This is a genomic window from Ruegeria sp. B1, from assembly GCF_056535885.1.
The window spans coordinates 2,239,885-2,256,890 of the sequence record NZ_JBQFJA010000001.1 but is presented as its reverse complement, the minus strand read 5'-3'; the positions used below and the strand labels follow the sequence as shown (position 1 = coordinate 2,256,890).

Sequence of the window (17,006 nt, the reverse complement as noted above, 5' to 3'; positions counted from 1 at the left end):
AGTTGCACGAGATTGTGAGTGCGCATGGGCGCGTTTTCTGGCATCTCTTGTCCAACCCAAGCCGAGGAGACGACCCAATGAGATTGCTCTGTCTTGCGTTATGTGTTCTGGCGCTGCCTGTCCGCGCCGAGATCACGGAACCGCCTGCTGGCTGGGCCGTGTTTGTGACGGACAAGACGTTTGAGCAACTGGTCGATGACACCAGGACCGCTGTTAAGGAAAACGGGCTGATTGTCGTGACACAGGCCGGGCCGACCAAAGCCGCAGCGGCCCGAGGCATCAAGATCCCGGGCAACCGGGTGATCGGCATATTCAACAACGACTACGCCGTGCGGGTGCTTGAAACGTCGACGGCGGCAATGATCGAAGCCCCTATCCGATTGTATGTGACGGAAAACGCCGACGGCACCGCCACCCTCTCCTACAAAACCCCGAGCTATGTGTTCGCCCCATATGTTTTTGAGGGCGGCGAGGCCCTGAACGATATCGCAACCGAGTTGGATGCGAGGTTTCAGGTCATCGCGGACAGCGCTGTCAAATAGTCACACTGGCGTGAACCGCCTTGCGTCCGGGTGCGTCCTTCGCAATCTGCTCAGCAACACAAATTTCGGAGCATGACTGATGCAGGACCCTTCCCCCCGCGCCGCTGATCTGTTGGCCGAGCGGTTGTATGAGGCCGGATGCCGCCATGCATTTGGCATGCCGGGAGGCGAGGTTCTGACGCTGGTGGATGCGCTGGAACAGGCTGGGATCGCGTTTCACCTGACCAAACACGAAAACGCGGCAGGTTTCATGGCCGAGGCCGTTCATCATCGCGATGGCGCACCTGCCATCCTTGTTGCAACTCTTGGGCCCGGCGCGATGAACGGGATCAACGTGGTGGCCAATGCGCTGCAGGATCGGGTTCCGATGATTGTTCTTACCGGTTGTGTCGATGCTGACGAAGCACTGACCTATACACATCAGGTCATGGACCATAGCCAAGTGTATCGCTCGATCACCAAGGGGACGTTTCTGATGACGGGAGAAGGCGCCGACATTGTCGCGGACAAGGCCGTTTCGCTGGCCAACCAACCGCGCCCCGGCCCTGTGCATATCGATGTCCCGATCTCGGTCGCGGATACGCGCGTCTCCACCACCAAACGTCGTCGTCTTGCCAAACCGGCCGCGGTCACGCCGGAAGGCAATTGCCTTGAAAAGGCGCGCCGCTGGGTCGCCGACGCCCAACGACCTTTGGCCATCATCGGGCTGGATGTGCTCTATGACGACTCCCGCAGCGTGGTTCAGGCTTTTCTGGAGCATTTCAGCATTCCCTTTGTCACCACCTATAAGGCCAAAGGCGTGGTGCCAGAGGACCACCCGCTTTGCCTCGGTGCGGCTGGGCTGTCACCGCTGGCCGACAAACATCTCGTGCCCTTGGTCGAGCAAGCGGATCTGATCCTGTGTCTGGGCTATGACCCAATTGAAATGCGCCCCGGCTGGCGCGAAATCTGGGATCCCGAGGACACGCGCGTTATCGATATCTCGGCCGTCTTCAACGACCACTATATGCATCAAGCCGGGTTGAACCTTGTGGCCGATACAGGAACCACGCTGGAAGCCATCGCCAAGGGCAATAGTGCCCGCGCCACTTGGCCCGATTGCGAACCCAAACAGGTCAAATCCGCATTGGCTGGGGCTTTTCCGTCCCACGAGGATTGGGGGCCCGGCGCCGTGATTGCCGAGACTCGCGCGGCCCTACCTCCTGAGACCCTTGCCACAGCAGACAGTGGCGCCCATCGCATCCTGCTGAGCCAGATGTGGACCTGTACGGAAGCGCGCGGACTAATCCAGTCCTCAGCGCTCTGCACGATGGGCTGCGCGGTACCCATGGCAATGGGCCTGAAACTCGCCGAACCCGACCGTCCGGTGATCAGCTTTTCGGGTGACGCCGGTTTCCTGATGGTGGCGGGCGAACTGTCCACCGCCGCCGAAATGGGCGGGAACCCGATTTTTCTGGTGTTTGTTGATGCCAGCCTTGGCCTAATCGAACTGAAGCAGCGTCAACGCCAGATGGGCAACCGGGGCGTGGACTTTGACCGCCACGACTTTGCTGCCATCGGACAGGCATTTGGAGGCTATGGACACACCGTACGCAACCGCGGAGAACTGCGGGCGGCACTGGATGAGGCGGTGAAAGCCGACCGTTTCACCGTTATTGCCGCAGAAATCGAGCGTGGAGGGTATGATGGCCGGATCTGAAGGGCCCCTCAAAGGGGTTAAGGTTCTGGATCTCAGCCGTATTCTGGCGGGCCCGACCTGCACACAGTTGCTGGGGGATCTTGGCGCAAGCGTGATCAAGGTCGAAAATCCCGCCACAGGCGGTGATGATACCCGTCAATGGGGCCCGCCCTATGTCGAGGATGCGGATGGCAATCGTTCGGATCTGAGCGCCTATTTCATGTCTGCGAACCGCAATAAGAAATCCGTTGCCATCGACATCACGACACCTGAGGGGCAGACGCAAGTGAAACGGTTCGCAGCACATGCGGATATCCTGATTGAAAACTTCAAGCCCGGCGGGCTGGCCAAATATGGTCTGGATTACAACAGTTTGGCGCAAGATCTTCCCGGCCTGGTTTACTGTTCCATTTCGGGCTACGGCCAGACAGGGCCGAACGCCAACAAGCCCGGATATGACCTTATGGCACAAGGTTACGGGGGGATCATGTCCCTGACGGGCGATCCAGACGGCGCACCGATGAAAGTGGGGGTCGGCATTGCCGATGTCATGTGCGGCATGTACGCGGCTGTTGGTATTCTGGCCGCCCTGCGCCACCGCGATCTGACTGGCGAAGGACAGCAGATTGATCTTGCGCTGGTCGACACTCAAATGGCGTGGCTGATCAACGAAGGTGTGAATTACCTGACATCGGGCAAGGTACCGCAGCGACGCGGAAACGGGCATCCCAACATCGTGCCCTACGAAGTGTACGAAACAGCGGATGGTCACGTCATTCTGGCGGTTGGAAATGACAGCCAGTTCCGTCGTTTCTGTGGTTTTATCGAGGCCACCGAGCTTGCAGATGACCCCCGCTTTGCGACAAATCCGGCGCGTCTGGAGCATCGCGACGACTTGAATTCCGTGCTGCGCCCGGCAATGCGCGCGATATCCACACAAAAAGTCATTGCCGAGCTTGAGGCACTCAAAGTTCCGGTTGGCCCGGTTCAGACACTTGATCAGGTATTTGACACCGACCAGGCCAGCGCACGGGAGATGCAGATCAGTATGAAAGCCGATCCGGGCGACGTTCAACTTATTGGGAATCCATTGAACCTGTCGCGCACCCCGGTGACATACCGCACTGCACCGCCCGTTTTCGGGGCGGACACCGAGGCGGTGCTGAGTGCCGAAAATCCGTTCGACGATTGAAACACTTGCCCATTTCGGCGGCAAGTTGCTGAAACATGCCCTTGAATCGGCGGTTTTTTTCGTTTTTCGCACACACGGCTTTTCACCAATTCGAGAGCAGGGTCGATACTGTTACGACGCCGCCGCACACTCTGATAAATCGAACAGTGTCAAATATCTCAATCAGATTGGACCCACGCATGAAGCAAGATGTTTTCGGACAGATGAACAGCCTCACCCAGTCGGCAAGCGTTGACGCCTGGAACGGTGTTCTGCTTGGGTTCATGGCCCATGCGGCAATTACGCCGCAACATCTTGGGCAGGTGCTTGAGCTTGAGCCGGATTTTGCGCTGGGTCATGCCGTCAAAGGTCTGTTCATGGTTCTGCTGGGCAGACGCGAGATGCTGCCGGTTGCGACCGACGCCTTGGCTGCCGCCAAAGCCGCGATGGAGCGTCAGCCGGTGTCCGCGCGCGAGCGGCTTTATGTCGATGCGCTCGAACTCTACCTTTCCGATCTGCCATCGCAGGCGGTCCAGAAATTCGAAGAGGTTCTGCGCGCGCATCCCGAAGACACGCTGGCGATGAAACTCAGCCACGCCACCCGTTTCGTGCTGGGCGACGCGCAAGGCATGCGCCGTTCCATTGAGCGGGTATTGCCGTCTTATGAACCCGACCATGCGGGGCGGGGATACCTGTTGGGGTGCCATTCCTTCGCGCTGGAAGAAACCGGGGCCTACGAGAAAGCCGAGATTGCCGGTCGTCAGGCGCTGTGGATGGTCTCGGATGACGCCTGGGGCCTGCATGCGGTGGCCCATGTGCATGAGATGACCGGGAACGCGCAACTCGGGCTGGACTGGCTGGCCGGTCGTGAAGACGCCTGGGCGCACTGCAATAATTTTCGCTATCATGTCTGGTGGCACAAGGCGCTGATGCATCTCGACCTGGGTCAGGTTGAGCAGGTAATCGAGCTCTACGATCAGAACATCCGTCAGGACAAGACCGACGATTATCGCGACATCTCAAATGCCACCTCGCTTCTATCGCGGCTGGAACTTGAGGGCGTCAATGTAGGAGATCGCTGGGAAGAATTGGCCGATCTCAGCGCCGCCAGGACCGAAGATGGATGTCTCATTTTCGCCGATCTTCACTATTTGCTGGCGCTGACCGGGGATAACCGGCCGGACGCCACGGGGAAGCTTTTGCAGCGCATTCAAAAAGATGCCGGTCGCAATCATGGCGACACCGCCATTCGGATGTCGGATCCTGGCGTGGCGGCCGCAAAAGGGTTGGAAGCGTTTGGCAAGGGTCAATATGGTGCTGCCTTCGACTTTTTGTTCAGCGCGCGCGGGTCCATGCAACTGGCCGGTGGCAGTCATGCCCAGCGCGATGTATTCGAGCGCATCACAATCGATTCCGGGTTGCGTGCGGGACGGCTGGATGCCGTTGAACACATTCTGGACGACCGGCAGGCGAAACGCGCCGGAGGCGAGGACAATTATGCGCTTGCCCGCCGCGCCCTGATCGACGCGGCGCGCGACAACGGCGATGCGCAAAGCGTCCCCGCCGAATAACGAAAAGACCAAGAAGGACAAAGACCGCATGGCGACCGCTTCGCCCGCTACTGATTTTGCTCCTGTTGCGGCCTCGGCCGCAGCTCCCACCGCGCGTGTTCGCGATCCCCGACTGGATTTTTATCGCGGCATCGCGATGTTCATCATCCTGATCGCACACATTCCGAACGACCCCTGGGCCAAGTGGATTCCCGCGCGGTTCGGCTTTTCCGATGCGACCGAGATCTTTGTGTTCTGTTCCGGCATGGCCTCGGCCATCGCCTTTGGCGGCGCCTTCATGCGCAAGGGCTGGTGGATGGGCACGGCCCGCGTGGTATTCCGTATTTGGCAGGTGTACTGGGCCCATATCTGCCTGTTCTTTTTTGTCGCCATGAGCATGGCCGCGCTGGACACTTCCGGCCTGTTCGAAAAAACTTACGTATCGTCCCTGAACCTGCAGCATTTCTTTAATGACCCGCTGCCGCAGATGGTTGGTCTGTTTACACTGACCTATGTGCCCAACTACTTCGATATCCTTCCGATGTACCTGGTCGTGCTGGCGATGATGCCGTTGTTCATGGCTCTGTCGCGGATCGGATTCTGGGCGGTGGCCACAGCTTCGGTCGGGATCTGGCTGGTCGCTCAAACCGGCATTCTGGCTTTGCCCGCAGAACCGTGGTCGGATCGACAGTGGTTCTTTAATCCGTTCGGTTGGCAACTGCTATTCTTTACCGGCTTTGCCTTTATGCGGGGCTGGCTGCCGGCCCCGCCCGTATCCAAGACCCTGATCTGGGCGGCTGTGCTGTTTCTGGTTCTGTCCGCGCCCTTTGGGTCCTGGAAGGTGTTTATGTGGATCCAGTCTGCAGCGCCGGATCTGGCGGAGCAAATCCGCGAAGTCTGGCCGTTGACCAAAGAATTCCGCAGCAAAACCGAGTTCGGACTGTTCCGCTACCTGCATTTCCTGTCGCTCGCCTATCTGGGCTGGGTCGTTGCGGGCGAACATGGCCATCGCCTGATCGCCACCGGTCACAGCCTTGGCGCGCGCGTCTGGCAACTGGTTCTGAAGCTGATCACCAAGGTGGGTCAGCAATCGCTTGCGGTATTCGTATTCTCGATGGCCGCCGCCCGGTTGATCGGCGTCGGTCTGGACCAGACTGGGCGGGATGTTGCCAGTGTCTTTGTCGCCAACATGATTGGCTTTGCCATGATCATCGGCGTGGCCTATCTGGCCGCGTGGTTTAAGTCACAGCCTTGGAAATTAAAGAAATGAATTTGACCCGCCGCGCATTTCTGGCCTCAACCTCAGCGCTGTTTCTCGCGCCCGCAACCTTTGCCACGGGCGGAGACGTTCCGTTTCACCGCAATGACGTCGTGGCCTTGGCTCGCGATCTTGCCAGCCGCCCGTTCGAAGAACGCGAAATGGTGCCGCAGGAATGGCAGGATCTGACCTATCCGCAATACCGGTCAATCCGGTTCCGGTTGGATCGGGCGCTGTGGTTTGAAACGGAAACGCCGTTCAATGTCGACTTCTTCACACCGGGTCTCTACTTCCCTCGAACCGTTCAGGTGTCGACCGTCGAAGATAGCATGACCAAACCCGTTGTCTTTGACCTGGACATGTTCGACAAGTCAGACGAGGTCCCGCAGCTTCCTGTGGACGAGACCCTTGGATTTTCGGGCCTGCGCCTGCGCACGGAAATGCACCGTCCCGGCAAAACCGATGAGTTTTGCGTGTTCCAGGGCGCCAGCTATTTTCGCGCGATTGGCCTGCACGAAGTGTACGGGTTATCGGCGCGCGGGCTTGCGCTAAAAACCGGCGATCCGGATGGCGAGGAATTTCCTGAGTTCATTCGCTTCTGGCTGGAGCGTCCAGAACCCGGCCAGCGCAACATGGTCGTCCATGCGCTGATGGACAGCCCCAGCGTCACCGGCGCCTACCGTTTTGACGTCACCGCCGGCGCGGATTGCGTCATGGAGGTCGAGGCCACCCTTTTCCCACGCGTCGAGCTTGACCACGTGGGGATCGCACCAGGCACCTCGATGTTCCTCTTCGATCAGACCAATCACAGCAGGTTCGACGACTTCCGGCCTGCGGTGCATGACAGCGATGGGCTGATGATCCGAAATGGCGCCGGCGAAGTCATCTGGCGTCCTCTGGCAAACCCGACCCGGCTGCAAATTTCTTCCTTTGTGGATACAAACCCTCAGGGGTTTGGTCTGATGCAGCGAAAACGGGCGTTTTCGGATTACGCCGATCTCGAAGCCAATTACCACAAACGGCCAGGTTTGTGGGTCGAACCAAAAGGCGAGTGGGGCAAAGGCACGGTCACGCTGGTAGAGATACCCGCCGATCAGGAAATCTACGACAACATTGTGGCCTACTGGCGACCCGCCGTACCCTACAGCGCAGGCCAACAGGTCGACATATCGTATTCTCTGATATGGGGAGAAGAGCCCCAGCGTACGTCGATGCCACGCGTGATCAACACGGCGATGGGCGAAAACACTTTTGGCGAAGGGCGGCTGGCCGTCATCGACTTTGAAGCCAGTGAGCTTTTTGAAGATCTTGATGCGATCAAAATCTATGTGCAATCGCCGCATGCCGAAACATCCGATGGCGTATTGCAATACAACCCGGACACAGGCGGTGTGCGCCTTGCGTTTTCGTTCGAACCGTCTGATCGCGATCATGTCGAACTGAGGGCTCAGTTACGCCTAGGGAAACAGGCGGCCTCTGAGGTCTGGCTGTACAGATGGACTACATGAGTCAAAACCTGCATATCATGCCGCCCGAGGCTCCTCTGACGATGCCAACGCAGGATTTTCGCACCGGATTCCGTGACGCCGATGTGCCGCCCTCTCGACGGCCATCCACCGGATTCTGGCGCGCTCTGGCCTTTTCACCGGCCATGGCCGCGACGTTGGGCCTGCTGTGGGTCATGACCGACTGGTTCGGAGCCGAAGGGATCAATTTGATCGAGGGCATTCTGCTGACTCTGATCTCGTTCAACTTCTTCTGGATATCTTTCACGGTCTGCACCGTTTTGCTGGGTATGATCTCGCTCTCCAGGCAAGACCTACCGGCGCGGCGCAACCGCGCGGATCCCCTGCGCGTCGCCTTGTTGATGCCCGTCTACAATGAAGTACCCTGGTACGTTCTGGGCAATGCCCGCACCATGCTGGAAGACTTGCAGTCACGCGGCGGTCAGAACCACTATGCCATGTTCATCCTGTCAGATACGCGCGATCCGGACATCGCCGCGCAGGAACAGGCCAGTATCGAAGCGCTGCGCACAACCCTGGCACCCGGACTGGAACTCTACTATCGCCGCAGGGACCGAAACACAGATCGAAAAGTCGGCAACATCGCCGACTGGGTTAGCCGCTGGGGTGGTGACTGGGATGCCATGTTGGTTCTGGATGCCGACAGCTTGATGACAGGCCGTGCGATTGCCCGTCTGACCGATGCACTGGCGCGTGATCCAGGTGCCGGCCTGATCCAGAGCTATCCGCAGCTGATCGGCGCGCAGTCTGTTTTTGCACGGATGCAGCAGTTTGCCAATGGCGTGTACGGGATCGCGTTTGCCGAAGGCCTCGCGCGATGGTGTGGACAGGAAGGCAATTATTGGGGTCACAACGCCATCATTCGCACCAAGGCTTTTGCCACCTGTGCCGGCCTGCCAAGGCTTCGCTCGGTCAACGGAAAAGACAAACTGATCATGAGCCACGATTTCGTCGAAGCGGGCTTGCTGCGCCGGGCCGGTTGGGCCGTGCGGTTTTTGCCGCGAATCCGTGGCTCTTACGAAGAAACACCCCCCACCCTGATCGACCATGCCATGCGTGACCGGCGATGGTGTCAAGGCAACCTGCAGCATCTGAAACTGCTCGGGACCAGTGGCTTTCGCTCGGTGTCGCGATTCCACATGTTTCATGGGGCCGTTGGATATCTGATGTCGCCGCTTTGGTTCGCGCTGCTGGTCATGTGGGCATTGATCGGCCAGGGACAGGACGCCTCGGTCCTGCATTACTTCAGTCCAGACAATCCACTCTTTCCCCAATGGCCGGAGATGACCGAAACGCGCCATGTGCTGATTATTCTGGTCATGTACGCGATGCTACTTGCACCCAAGGTTCTGGGCGTTGCCGCCTTGCCTCTGTCCGGGGTGCGCTATTCTGACTTTGGCGGCGGGCGGCGGTTTTTCACATCTTTTCTGGCCGAAGTGCTGCTGTCGATCCTTTATGCGCCAATTCTGATGGTGCAACAGATGATTGCTGTTTTCCGCACGGTACTGGGCCTCCAGAAAGGTTGGTCGCCGCAGGCGCGGGACGGCAGCACCTACCGGCTGCGCACACTCGTTTTGTGCCACGCGCTTGAAACCATCAGCGGAATTGCCCTCAGCATCGGTATTCTGGCAGGTCTGGTCTCGTTCTGGCTTGCACCGATTGCCATCAGCCTGGCGCTGGCCATCCCGCTATCCGCGCTCAGCGGCGTATCGGCCGGTGCGGCCCGGCACATGGTTGGAATGCGCGAAGACTTCGAGGAACCGGCGATCACACGGTCGGCGCGCCGTCACCGGGACGAGTTGAAGCGTCTGATCGACGGTAAGGGCACCATGACCCCGGCGGAGTAATCAACCGCCGGGCAGTCCTTCGTACCAATCCAGCATCATGTCCGACCATCCTTTGGGCACGGAATGCCCACCGGGAAACAGCGCGAGTTCAAGGGCACTGCCCTCAGCGCAACGAGTCCACTTCCGCCGCATGAACTCATCTGTCTTGCCAAAACCATCCGGACGGTTGTCGACGCATTCGTTGGCGGTACGCCAGATCTCCAGCCCCGCAAAGATGTCGCCTTGCTGAAAGCGTCCGCCGCCCAGAAAGCGGCCTTCAAGCGGAACAACATTGTCGGTCCAGCCATGGGTGTGAAACAAGCGCACCGGGCCTGCGCAGGCCTCGGGATGTGGACGCCAGAATCCGCCAGAAACCGGGACATATGCTGAAAACGTCTCCGGCGCTGCGCAGGCCAGATAATTGACCATGAACCCGCCCGCAGAGAATCCGCCGAGGACTACTCTTTCGGGATCGACACCAAACCGCGCGGCCGCATCATCGACAACTTCGATAAGAAAGGCGGTCTCATCTCGCCCGTCCCAACCGGGATAGAAATTCCAGCTTTGGCGACCATTGCTGATTGCACCTTCGGGCGCCATCACCGCGTATCCCCGGGCCAACAACGGATCAACCATGCCACGGTTTCTCATCGTGCCGGTTCCGCTGCCGCCATAGCCGTGCAGGAAAATGACCATCGGTGGATTCTCTGCCTCGGGCAGTTCGATCTGATAGCCACCGGACTCGGTCTCACACAGTCCCTCGGCGTCTCCGCAAGCCGCCTGAGCCATTTGCGCGCACAGCGCGAAACCGATGGTTGTCCAGAGCTTGGACCTCATCACGCGCCCCCCTCGTAGTCTTTGATTGGCAACCCAACCCGAACCCAGCCGGGGCCCTCGGCGGATCCCAGCATACCCTCGGGCACATCTATAACATTGGTAAAGCCAGCCTCGCTGAGCTGGTTGCTGAGCCGCGCCGACCGAACGCCGCGCGCACAGATCAGTGCGACCGGAGCGTGCTGATCCCCCCCTACCAACTGTTCGAGCACCTCGGTGAAGTCATCACGACGCATATCAAGCGGATGTGCCCCCACGCCCAGACCTGTCGCCCGCCATTCCCGGGGCGTGCGGATATCGACCAACAACACATCGCCATTGACCGCCTGCCTGTGCGCCTCGGACACATCAAGCTGACGACCCGCATAGTCCTCGGGGATCAGGCGGTATTCACGGATCGCAAAGCTGGTGAGAATAGCGGCACAACCGCCCAGCAAAACCCATCTTCGGATCCCGTTCCTCATCTTCGTCATGCCAAATTCCCTGGGCCGCTTAAAGCGCATTAACACACCCGGTCCGGCATTTCCGTGCCGAAATCCGTCGAAAGGATCAAGTTCGCGTCATTATTACGCAGAAGAAGCATCCAATATACACGTTTTGGAATTTGCGCGAACCTTGCAATTTCTGAACAGTCATTAAATTATCCCTACAAATTCTGTAACACTTCAAGCGCCCAGTACGGAGTATCGCACTTGTCCCTATTCCTTATCGCGGCCCTTCCCTTTATCGGAGCTGTCTTTCCAGCCCTCCTGATCCGGGCGGGCCGAAATGCAGCAGCTTCGGCGGCTGGGTTGACGACATTCATGGCGCTGGCAGGACTGTTTATACACATCCCCACGGTCATGCGGGGCGAAGTGGTTACAGCCCGGTTCGACTGGATCCCCGGTCTGGGACTGAACGCGAATTTCATGCTGGATGGGCTGGGATTTCTGTTCGCACTGTTGATCCTCGGCATCGGTCTGCTGATCATCCTTTACGCGCGATTCTATCTGTCGCGCGAAGACCCGATGGGACAGTTTTATACGTATCTTCTGCTGTTTCAGGGCGCGATGGTTGGCATCGTCCTGTCCGATAACATACTGCTTTTGCTTATTTTCTGGGAGCTGACATCGCTCAGCTCGTTCCTTCTGATTGGGTACTGGAAACACCTGCCCGAAGGCCGTCAAGGCGCCCGGATGGCACTGGCCGTGACTGGCGGCGGTGGCCTGGCGATGATTGCGGGGATGCTGATCCTGGGCAACATCGTCGGCTCATATGACCTGAGCGTCATTCTACAGAATAAAGAGCTCATTCAGGCCTCGCCCTACTACCTGCCAGCCCTGATCCTGATCCTGCTGGGCTGTTTCACGAAATCGGCGCAGTTCCCATTCCATTTCTGGTTGCCGCATGCCATGGCGGCACCGACGCCAGTGTCAGCCTATCTGCATTCCGCCACGATGGTGAAGGCGGGTCTCTTCCTAATGGCGCGCATGTGGCCGGTATTGTCCGGAACCGATGCGTGGTTCTACATTGTGGCGACAACCGGCCTGATCACCATGCTGATCGGCGCAGTGATCGCCCTGTTCAAGGATGACCTCAAGGCGCTGCTGGCGTTTTCGACCGTCTCGCATCTTGGTCTCGTGACCATGCTGCTGGGGTTCGGCACAACATTCGCAGCGGTCGCTGCCGTGTTTCACATCATCAACCACGCGACCTTTAAGGCTGCGTTATTTATGACGGCCGGGATCGTGGATCACGAAACCGGAACCCGAGATATCAAAAGACTGGGCGGGCTGCGCCACCTGATGCCGATCACTTTCACGGTCGGAACAATCGCCGCATTGTCAATGGCGGGCCTGCCACCGCTGAACGGGTTCTTGTCAAAGGAAATGATGCTGGAGGAAACGGTCGACACAACCTGGCTGAACTCGCCCTATCTGGTACCCGGGCTGGCGTTGCTGGCTGCGCTGTTCTCTGCGGCCTATTCCTTCCGCTTCATCAGCCATGTCTTTCTGGGTCCTGAGCGCGACGACTATCCTGCAAAGCCCCACGACCCACCTGTCGGTCTCTGGATCGCGCCTGCGTTCCTCGTCGTGCTGGTGATCCTGATCGGCCTCTACTCGGCGGCGATTGTCGGGCCCTTGGTGGCGGTGGTCTCCAGCGCAGTGATCGGCGGAGAGAAGCTGCCGTACTACTCGCTGAAACTCTGGCACGGCTTCACACCAGCGCTCTATATGTCTGTCGTGGCGACGGTGGGCGGCCTGTTCTTGCTGACCCTGCATCAACGCGGCGAGCAGGTTTGGAACGCCCTGCCCCGCCCCGAAGCCAAAGTGATTTTCGAGGCCATCATCAGCGCCTTCACAAGGCTAAGCCGCTGGGTCACCGACGAATTGCACAATGGCGTCCTCAGCCGCTACGCGATCATTTTCGTCGCGTTCACAGTGGCACTGGGGTACTACGCCTATTCCACCGGCACCATTGGTGTTGAAACACGCGTCCCGATCCCTGCCCAGACTATTCCGATCATCGGCTGGATCTGCCTCGTTGTCGCAACGCTGGGGATCATGTGGTTCCACCGCAACCGACTGCTGTCGCTTGTGCTGATTGGCGTCGTCGGTCTGATCGTTTCGGTTGCCTTCAACTATCTCTCAGCACCGGATCTGGCGTTGACACAGATCTCGGTCGAAGTGGTGACAATGATCCTGCTGCTTCTGTCTCTGAACTTTCTGCCGACCGAAACGCCCTGGGACAGCTCGGCTGCGCGCAGATGGCGGGATGCGGCTGTCTCCGTGGTGGCGGGTATCGGAGCCGGAGCGCTCATCTATGCGATCATGATGCGTGATTTTGCCTTCCCGACGATTTCGGACTTCCATCTGGCGAACTCGTACAAAGGCGGCGGTGGCACCAACGTCGTTAACGTGATCCTCGTCGATTTCCGGGGCTTTGATACCTTTGGCGAGATCATCGTTCTGGGTATCGCCGCGCTGATCATCTTTGCTCTGACCGAGGCTGTTCTTGGCAGCAATGTCCGGGGCTATTTGTTGAATCGCAAACCGCACTGGCCGCAGTCTGGCGATGCGCATCCCTTGATGATGGTCGTTGTGACCCGCGTCATGATGCCAATCGCGCTAATGGTTGGGGCCTATATCTTCTTCCGCGGGCACAACCAGCCGGGCGGCGGGTTCATCGCCGGTCTGGTCGTGGCAATTGCGTTCCTGATGCAATACATGGCCAGCGGCTATACATGGGCGATTGAACGTCAGCGGTTCTACTACCACGGCACGATCGGCTGGGGGGTTCTGATTGCCGCCGCCACAGGTGTCGGCGCATGGTTCAACGAACGCCCGTTCCTGACCAGCGACTTCGGCTACATCAACTGGCCCCCGCTGGAAGAGTTCGAGTGGGCAACGGCCTTGCTGTTCGACACAGGCGTGTTCCTGGCTGTTTTGGGCGCGGTGATGCTGGCGCTGGACAGTCTGTCCCGCTTTGCGTGGCAACCAGGTATGGCGCAGGAATTCCCGATGGATATCAACCCGCTGCGGGATGATCCGCCGGAAGAAGACAAAGAGAAGGAGCAGGCCTGATGGAAGCGTTGGTAGCCTCTGCCGTAGGCGTTCTGACCGCTGCCGGGATTTTCCTGATCCTGCGCCGCCGCACGTTCCCGGTTATTTTGGGCCTGTCGCTGATCACCTATGCGGTGAACGTGTTCCTGTTTGCAACCGGTCGTCTGGCGCTGAATGCACCCGCGGTTTTGAACAAGTACGAAGAGGTTCCATACACCGATCCGCTGCCCCAGGCACTGGTGCTGACGGCCATTGTGATCTCGTTCGGGATGACGGCTGTGATCGTGATGATCGCGCTCAGCGCCTACCTGTCCTCAAAGGATGACCATATCGACATGACCGCCCAGGACAGCACGGATGCGCCGGGAGAAGACGCATGAACCACTGGATCGTTGCGCCGATCGTCCTTCCCGCGATCCTGGCCCCGTTCATAATCATGGTTCTGCGATACCACTTGGACCTGCAGCGTATCTTCTCGGTCGCGGGCGTTGTGGCTTTGATCGGCATTGCCCTGACCGTCACCGTACAAGCGATGGGCGGGGATATTCAGGTCTATGAGCTTGGAGACTGGCCCGCTCCGTTCGGGATTGTGATGGTTCTGGACAGGCTTTCGGCGATGATGGTTCTGCTGACCGCGCTGCTGGCCCTGCCCATCGTTCTATACGCAATTGCCTCCGGTTGGGACGAACGCGGAAAACACTTTCACGCGTTGCTGCATTTTCAGTTGATGGGTGTGTGTGGCGCGTTTTTGACAGGCGACGCGTTCAACCTGTTCGTTTTCTTCGAGGTTCTGTTGATCGCGTCCTATGGCCTGATGACCCATGCGGGCGGTTCGGTGCGCCTGAAGGCGGGGGTGCAGTATGTCGCTTACAACCTGTTGGGCTCGACGCTGTTCCTGTTTGCTCTGGGCACGCTCTATGGCGTGACCGGAACGCTGAACATGGCAGACATTGCTGTCCGCGTCGCAGAGATTCCACCCGAGGACACCGCCTTGCTGCGCGTGGGTGCCGTACTGTTGCTGTTGGTCTTTTGTATCAAAGCTGCTGTGCTGCCGCTGCATTTCTGGCTTCCGGCCAGCTATGCCAATGCGCCACTACCCGTGGCGGCGTTGTTTGCAATCATGACCAAGGTCGGCGCCTATTCGATCCTGCGCGTCTATACGCTGGCATTCGGCCCCGAAGTCGAAGCGACCCACGGACTGGTCGGTGACTGGCTGCAACCCGCAGCGCTGCTGACCCTTGCCGTTGGAGCCATCGGGATATTGGGGGCGCAACACATCGCCCGAATGGTGGCCTTTTGTGCAATCGCCTCAATGGGCACGTTGCTGATCGCCATTTCACTGTTCACGCCAGACGCAACAGCGGCCGCGCTCTACTATGTGTTCCATTCAACCCTAGCTACAGCACTTCTGTTTCTAGTTGCGGACTTGGTTATGGAACGCCGGGGCGGTGCCATCGCGCCAAAGCCGCCAATGGCGCAAAGCGGTTTGATCGCGTCCCTCTTCTTTGTCGGCGCTATTGCCATGGCCGGGATGCCACCCCTGTCCGGCTTCGTCGGAAAGCTGCTGGTTCTGGATGCCGCGCGGGACGCGTCCGACGCCAACGCGGTCTGGGCGGTCGTTCTGATTGGGTCCTTCGTCACGATCGTCGGCCTGGCCCGAGCCGGGTCGCTGATCTTCTGGAAAAGTCATGATGCCCAGTATGTCGGGGAACCCAAGGCGCAAGACGCCGACGAACAACCGCAAGCCACCGCACCCGAACCCCAACCCGGATTGGCCTTTACGGCCGTTTTCGGAGCAGTGGCGGGTCTGATCCTTCTGACCCTGTTTGCGGGGCCTGCATTGGAGTACACAAGTAAGACCGCCGAACAGTTGTTCACGCCTGAGCAGTACATCTCTGCGGTATTGGGAGGGGAAGAGTGATAAAGCTTCTGCACAGAATATTCCCGCACCCGCACCTGACCTTTCTGTTGACGTTGGTGTGGGTTCTTCTGGCCAATAACGGGTCGTTGAACTCGCTCGTATTTGGCCTGCTGCTGGGGATCATCATTCCGTTTATCACGCAGCCTTACTGGCCGGATCGCCCAAAGCTGCGGAACTGGCCGATGGTGGCGGAATATATGCTGGTGGTCCTCTGGGATATCGTTATGGCCAACATCACCGTTGCGCGCATCATCCTGTTCAAACGCGATAGCGACCGTCAGCCTGGCTGGATTTGCATCCCGCTAGAGCTGCGCACGCCCGAAGCAATCACCGTCCTTGCGGGCACAATAACTATGACCCCAGGGACGGTGAGCTGCGATCTGTCAGCGCAAGGTCACAACCTGCTGGTGCATTGCCTTGACGCACCGGACCCCGAGGCGGTTCGCGACCAGATCAAACGGCGCTACGAACGCCGCCTGAAGGAGATTTTCGAATGATGCTCTATGCGATTTGGTTTGCTTTCGCCTGTTTTGGGGCAGCGATCTTGATGTGTCTTTGGCGGATCATCACCGCAGACGGTGTCGGCACCCGCGTACTGGCGCTGGATACACTAGTGATCAACACCATCGCCCTGATGATCCTGTATGGTCTGTCTCAAGGCAGCGAGATTTTCTTTGAAGCCGCGATGATCATTGCCATGTTGGGCTTTGTCTCAACCGTGGCCTACGCGCGCTTTATGCTGCGCGGCAACATCATCGAGTGAGGGCGGTATGGAATTTCTGTTCGAACTGCTGATTTCTGTCTTCCTGATCGTCTCGGGCATCTTTGGGTTTGTCGGATCTTTCGGAATGATCAAGCTCAAAGACCAGATGTCGCGGCTGCATGCCCCGACCAAAGCCACCACCCTGGGCGTCGGTGGCGTTCTGCTGGCGTCAATCTTTCACTCGGTTCTGCTCGAGGGGAAGCTGTCGCTGCACGAGTTGTTGATCACTTTGTTCCTGTTCCTGACCGCGCCGATCACGGCCCTGTTCATTGCCAAATGGCACATTCACCGTCATGAAAAACCCGAGAACCTGCCAGACGCGGGCGAGGATGAGCTTTGGGCCACGCACGCGGTCGAACAGGTCGAGGACGTCCCTGACCACAGCACGAACTGAT

At 58.7% G+C, this 17,006-nt stretch carries 15 protein-coding genes; 13 read left to right on the top strand and 2 right to left on the bottom strand.

Annotated elements, in window-relative coordinates; all coding sequences use genetic code 11:
* Positions 1-77 precede the first annotated feature (77 nt).
* The 7 genes from ACR3ES_RS11155 to mdoH all read left to right on the top strand — a co-directional run bounded on the left by ACR3ES_RS11155 (position 78) and on the right by mdoH (position 9,572).
* Positions 78-542 carry a DUF302 domain-containing protein gene (locus ACR3ES_RS11155; RefSeq protein ID WP_170433051.1) on the top strand — a complete coding sequence of 155 codons (465 nt, stop codon included), beginning with the start codon at positions 78-80 and terminating at the stop codon, positions 540-542.
* 79 nt (positions 543-621) lie between these two features.
* Positions 622-2,241, top strand: a complete 1,620-nt coding sequence (locus ACR3ES_RS11150; protein WP_170433054.1) for a thiamine pyrophosphate-binding protein — start codon at positions 622-624, stop codon at positions 2,239-2,241.
* Entirely contained in the window at positions 2,228-3,412 is a 1,185-nt protein-coding gene (locus tag ACR3ES_RS11145; RefSeq protein WP_170433057.1) for a CaiB/BaiF CoA transferase family protein, read from the top strand. Before ACR3ES_RS11150 ends, ACR3ES_RS11145 begins: the two co-directional genes overlap by 14 nt.
* Before the next feature lie 179 nt (positions 3,413-3,591).
* Positions 3,592-4,962 carry a tetratricopeptide repeat protein gene (locus tag ACR3ES_RS11140; RefSeq protein ID WP_170433060.1) on the top strand — a complete coding sequence of 457 codons (1,371 nt, stop codon included), beginning with the start codon at positions 3,592-3,594 and terminating at the stop codon, positions 4,960-4,962.
* 28 nt (positions 4,963-4,990) lie between these two features.
* A complete protein-coding gene (locus ACR3ES_RS11135; protein ID WP_170433064.1) occupies positions 4,991-6,211 on the top strand; it encodes an OpgC domain-containing protein in 1,221 nt (406 codons plus the stop codon).
* Complete coding sequence (locus ACR3ES_RS11130; protein ID WP_170433067.1) at positions 6,208-7,707, top strand: glucan biosynthesis protein G; 1,500 nt, start codon at positions 6,208-6,210, stop codon at positions 7,705-7,707. Before ACR3ES_RS11135 ends, ACR3ES_RS11130 begins: the two co-directional genes overlap by 4 nt.
* Positions 7,704-9,572: a glucans biosynthesis glucosyltransferase MdoH gene (mdoH, locus tag ACR3ES_RS11125; protein ID WP_170433070.1), complete on the top strand. Its 1,869-nt coding sequence runs from the start codon at positions 7,704-7,706 to the stop codon at positions 9,570-9,572. Before ACR3ES_RS11130 ends, mdoH begins: the two co-directional genes overlap by 4 nt.
* On the opposite strand, the gene ACR3ES_RS11120 is transcribed toward mdoH, so the two are convergent.
* Positions 9,573-10,388, bottom strand: coding sequence for an alpha/beta fold hydrolase (locus ACR3ES_RS11120; RefSeq protein ID WP_170433074.1), 816 nt, complete (start codon positions 10,386-10,388; stop codon positions 9,573-9,575).
* Complete coding sequence (locus ACR3ES_RS11115) at positions 10,388-10,858, bottom strand: rhodanese-like domain-containing protein (protein ID WP_170433076.1); 471 nt, start codon at positions 10,856-10,858, stop codon at positions 10,388-10,390. Before ACR3ES_RS11115 ends, ACR3ES_RS11120 begins: the two co-directional genes overlap by 1 nt.
* A gap of 219 nt (positions 10,859-11,077) precedes the next feature.
* Here ACR3ES_RS11115 and ACR3ES_RS11110 point away from each other — a divergent pair, with 219 nt between their 5' ends.
* Genes ACR3ES_RS11110 through ACR3ES_RS11085 form a run of 6 tightly spaced genes read left to right on the top strand, consistent with a single transcriptional unit; the run spans position 11,078 to position 17,005 of the window.
* Complete coding sequence (locus tag ACR3ES_RS11110; protein ID WP_170433078.1) at positions 11,078-13,948, top strand: monovalent cation/H+ antiporter subunit A; 2,871 nt, start codon at positions 11,078-11,080, stop codon at positions 13,946-13,948.
* Positions 13,948-14,307 (top strand): Na+/H+ antiporter subunit C, encoded by a 360-nt coding sequence (locus ACR3ES_RS11105; protein ID WP_170433082.1) that lies wholly within the window; start codon positions 13,948-13,950, stop codon positions 14,305-14,307. Before ACR3ES_RS11110 ends, ACR3ES_RS11105 begins: the two co-directional genes overlap by 1 nt.
* Complete coding sequence (locus tag ACR3ES_RS11100; protein WP_170433085.1) at positions 14,304-15,848, top strand: monovalent cation/H+ antiporter subunit D; 1,545 nt, start codon at positions 14,304-14,306, stop codon at positions 15,846-15,848. Before ACR3ES_RS11105 ends, ACR3ES_RS11100 begins: the two co-directional genes overlap by 4 nt.
* Positions 15,848-16,345: a Na+/H+ antiporter subunit E gene (locus tag ACR3ES_RS11095; protein ID WP_170433134.1), complete on the top strand. Its 498-nt coding sequence runs from the start codon at positions 15,848-15,850 to the stop codon at positions 16,343-16,345. Before ACR3ES_RS11100 ends, ACR3ES_RS11095 begins: the two co-directional genes overlap by 1 nt.
* Entirely contained in the window at positions 16,342-16,611 is a 270-nt protein-coding gene (locus ACR3ES_RS11090) for a K+/H+ antiporter subunit F (protein ID WP_170433089.1), read from the top strand. The genes ACR3ES_RS11095 and ACR3ES_RS11090 overlap by 4 nt, the downstream gene beginning before the upstream one ends.
* Before the next feature lie 7 nt (positions 16,612-16,618).
* Positions 16,619-17,005 carry a Na+/H+ antiporter subunit G gene (locus ACR3ES_RS11085; protein ID WP_170433092.1) on the top strand — a complete coding sequence of 129 codons (387 nt, stop codon included), beginning with the start codon at positions 16,619-16,621 and terminating at the stop codon, positions 17,003-17,005.
* Position 17,006 lies beyond the last annotated feature (1 nt).

Bases quoted from the DNA above. Each gene is read 5' to 3' on its own strand.
- ACR3ES_RS11130 (WP_170433067.1), top strand. From the start codon at position 6,208: ATGAATTTGACCCGCCGCGCATTTCTGGCCTCAACCTCAGCGCTGTTT.
- ACR3ES_RS11100 (WP_170433085.1), top strand. From the start codon at position 14,304: ATGAACCACTGGATCGTTGCGCCGATCGTCCTTCCCGCGATCCTGGCC.
- ACR3ES_RS11150 (WP_170433054.1), top strand. From the start codon at position 622: ATGCAGGACCCTTCCCCCCGCGCCGCTGATCTGTTGGCCGAGCGGTTG.
- ACR3ES_RS11085 (WP_170433092.1), top strand. From the start codon at position 16,619: ATGGAATTTCTGTTCGAACTGCTGATTTCTGTCTTCCTGATCGTCTCG.
- ACR3ES_RS11140 (WP_170433060.1), top strand. From the start codon at position 3,592: ATGAAGCAAGATGTTTTCGGACAGATGAACAGCCTCACCCAGTCGGCA.
- mdoH (WP_170433070.1), top strand. From the start codon at position 7,704: ATGAGTCAAAACCTGCATATCATGCCGCCCGAGGCTCCTCTGACGATG.
- ACR3ES_RS11115 (WP_170433076.1), bottom strand. From the start codon at position 10,858: ATGACGAAGATGAGGAACGGGATCCGAAGATGGGTTTTGCTGGGCGGT.
- ACR3ES_RS11120 (WP_170433074.1), bottom strand. From the start codon at position 10,388: ATGAGGTCCAAGCTCTGGACAACCATCGGTTTCGCGCTGTGCGCGCAA.
- ACR3ES_RS11155 (WP_170433051.1), top strand. From the start codon at position 78: ATGAGATTGCTCTGTCTTGCGTTATGTGTTCTGGCGCTGCCTGTCCGC.
- ACR3ES_RS11135 (WP_170433064.1), top strand. From the start codon at position 4,991: ATGGCGACCGCTTCGCCCGCTACTGATTTTGCTCCTGTTGCGGCCTCG.
- ACR3ES_RS11105 (WP_170433082.1), top strand. From the start codon at position 13,948: ATGGAAGCGTTGGTAGCCTCTGCCGTAGGCGTTCTGACCGCTGCCGGG.
- ACR3ES_RS11145 (WP_170433057.1), top strand. From the start codon at position 2,228: ATGGCCGGATCTGAAGGGCCCCTCAAAGGGGTTAAGGTTCTGGATCTC.
- ACR3ES_RS11090 (WP_170433089.1), top strand. From the start codon at position 16,342: ATGATGCTCTATGCGATTTGGTTTGCTTTCGCCTGTTTTGGGGCAGCG.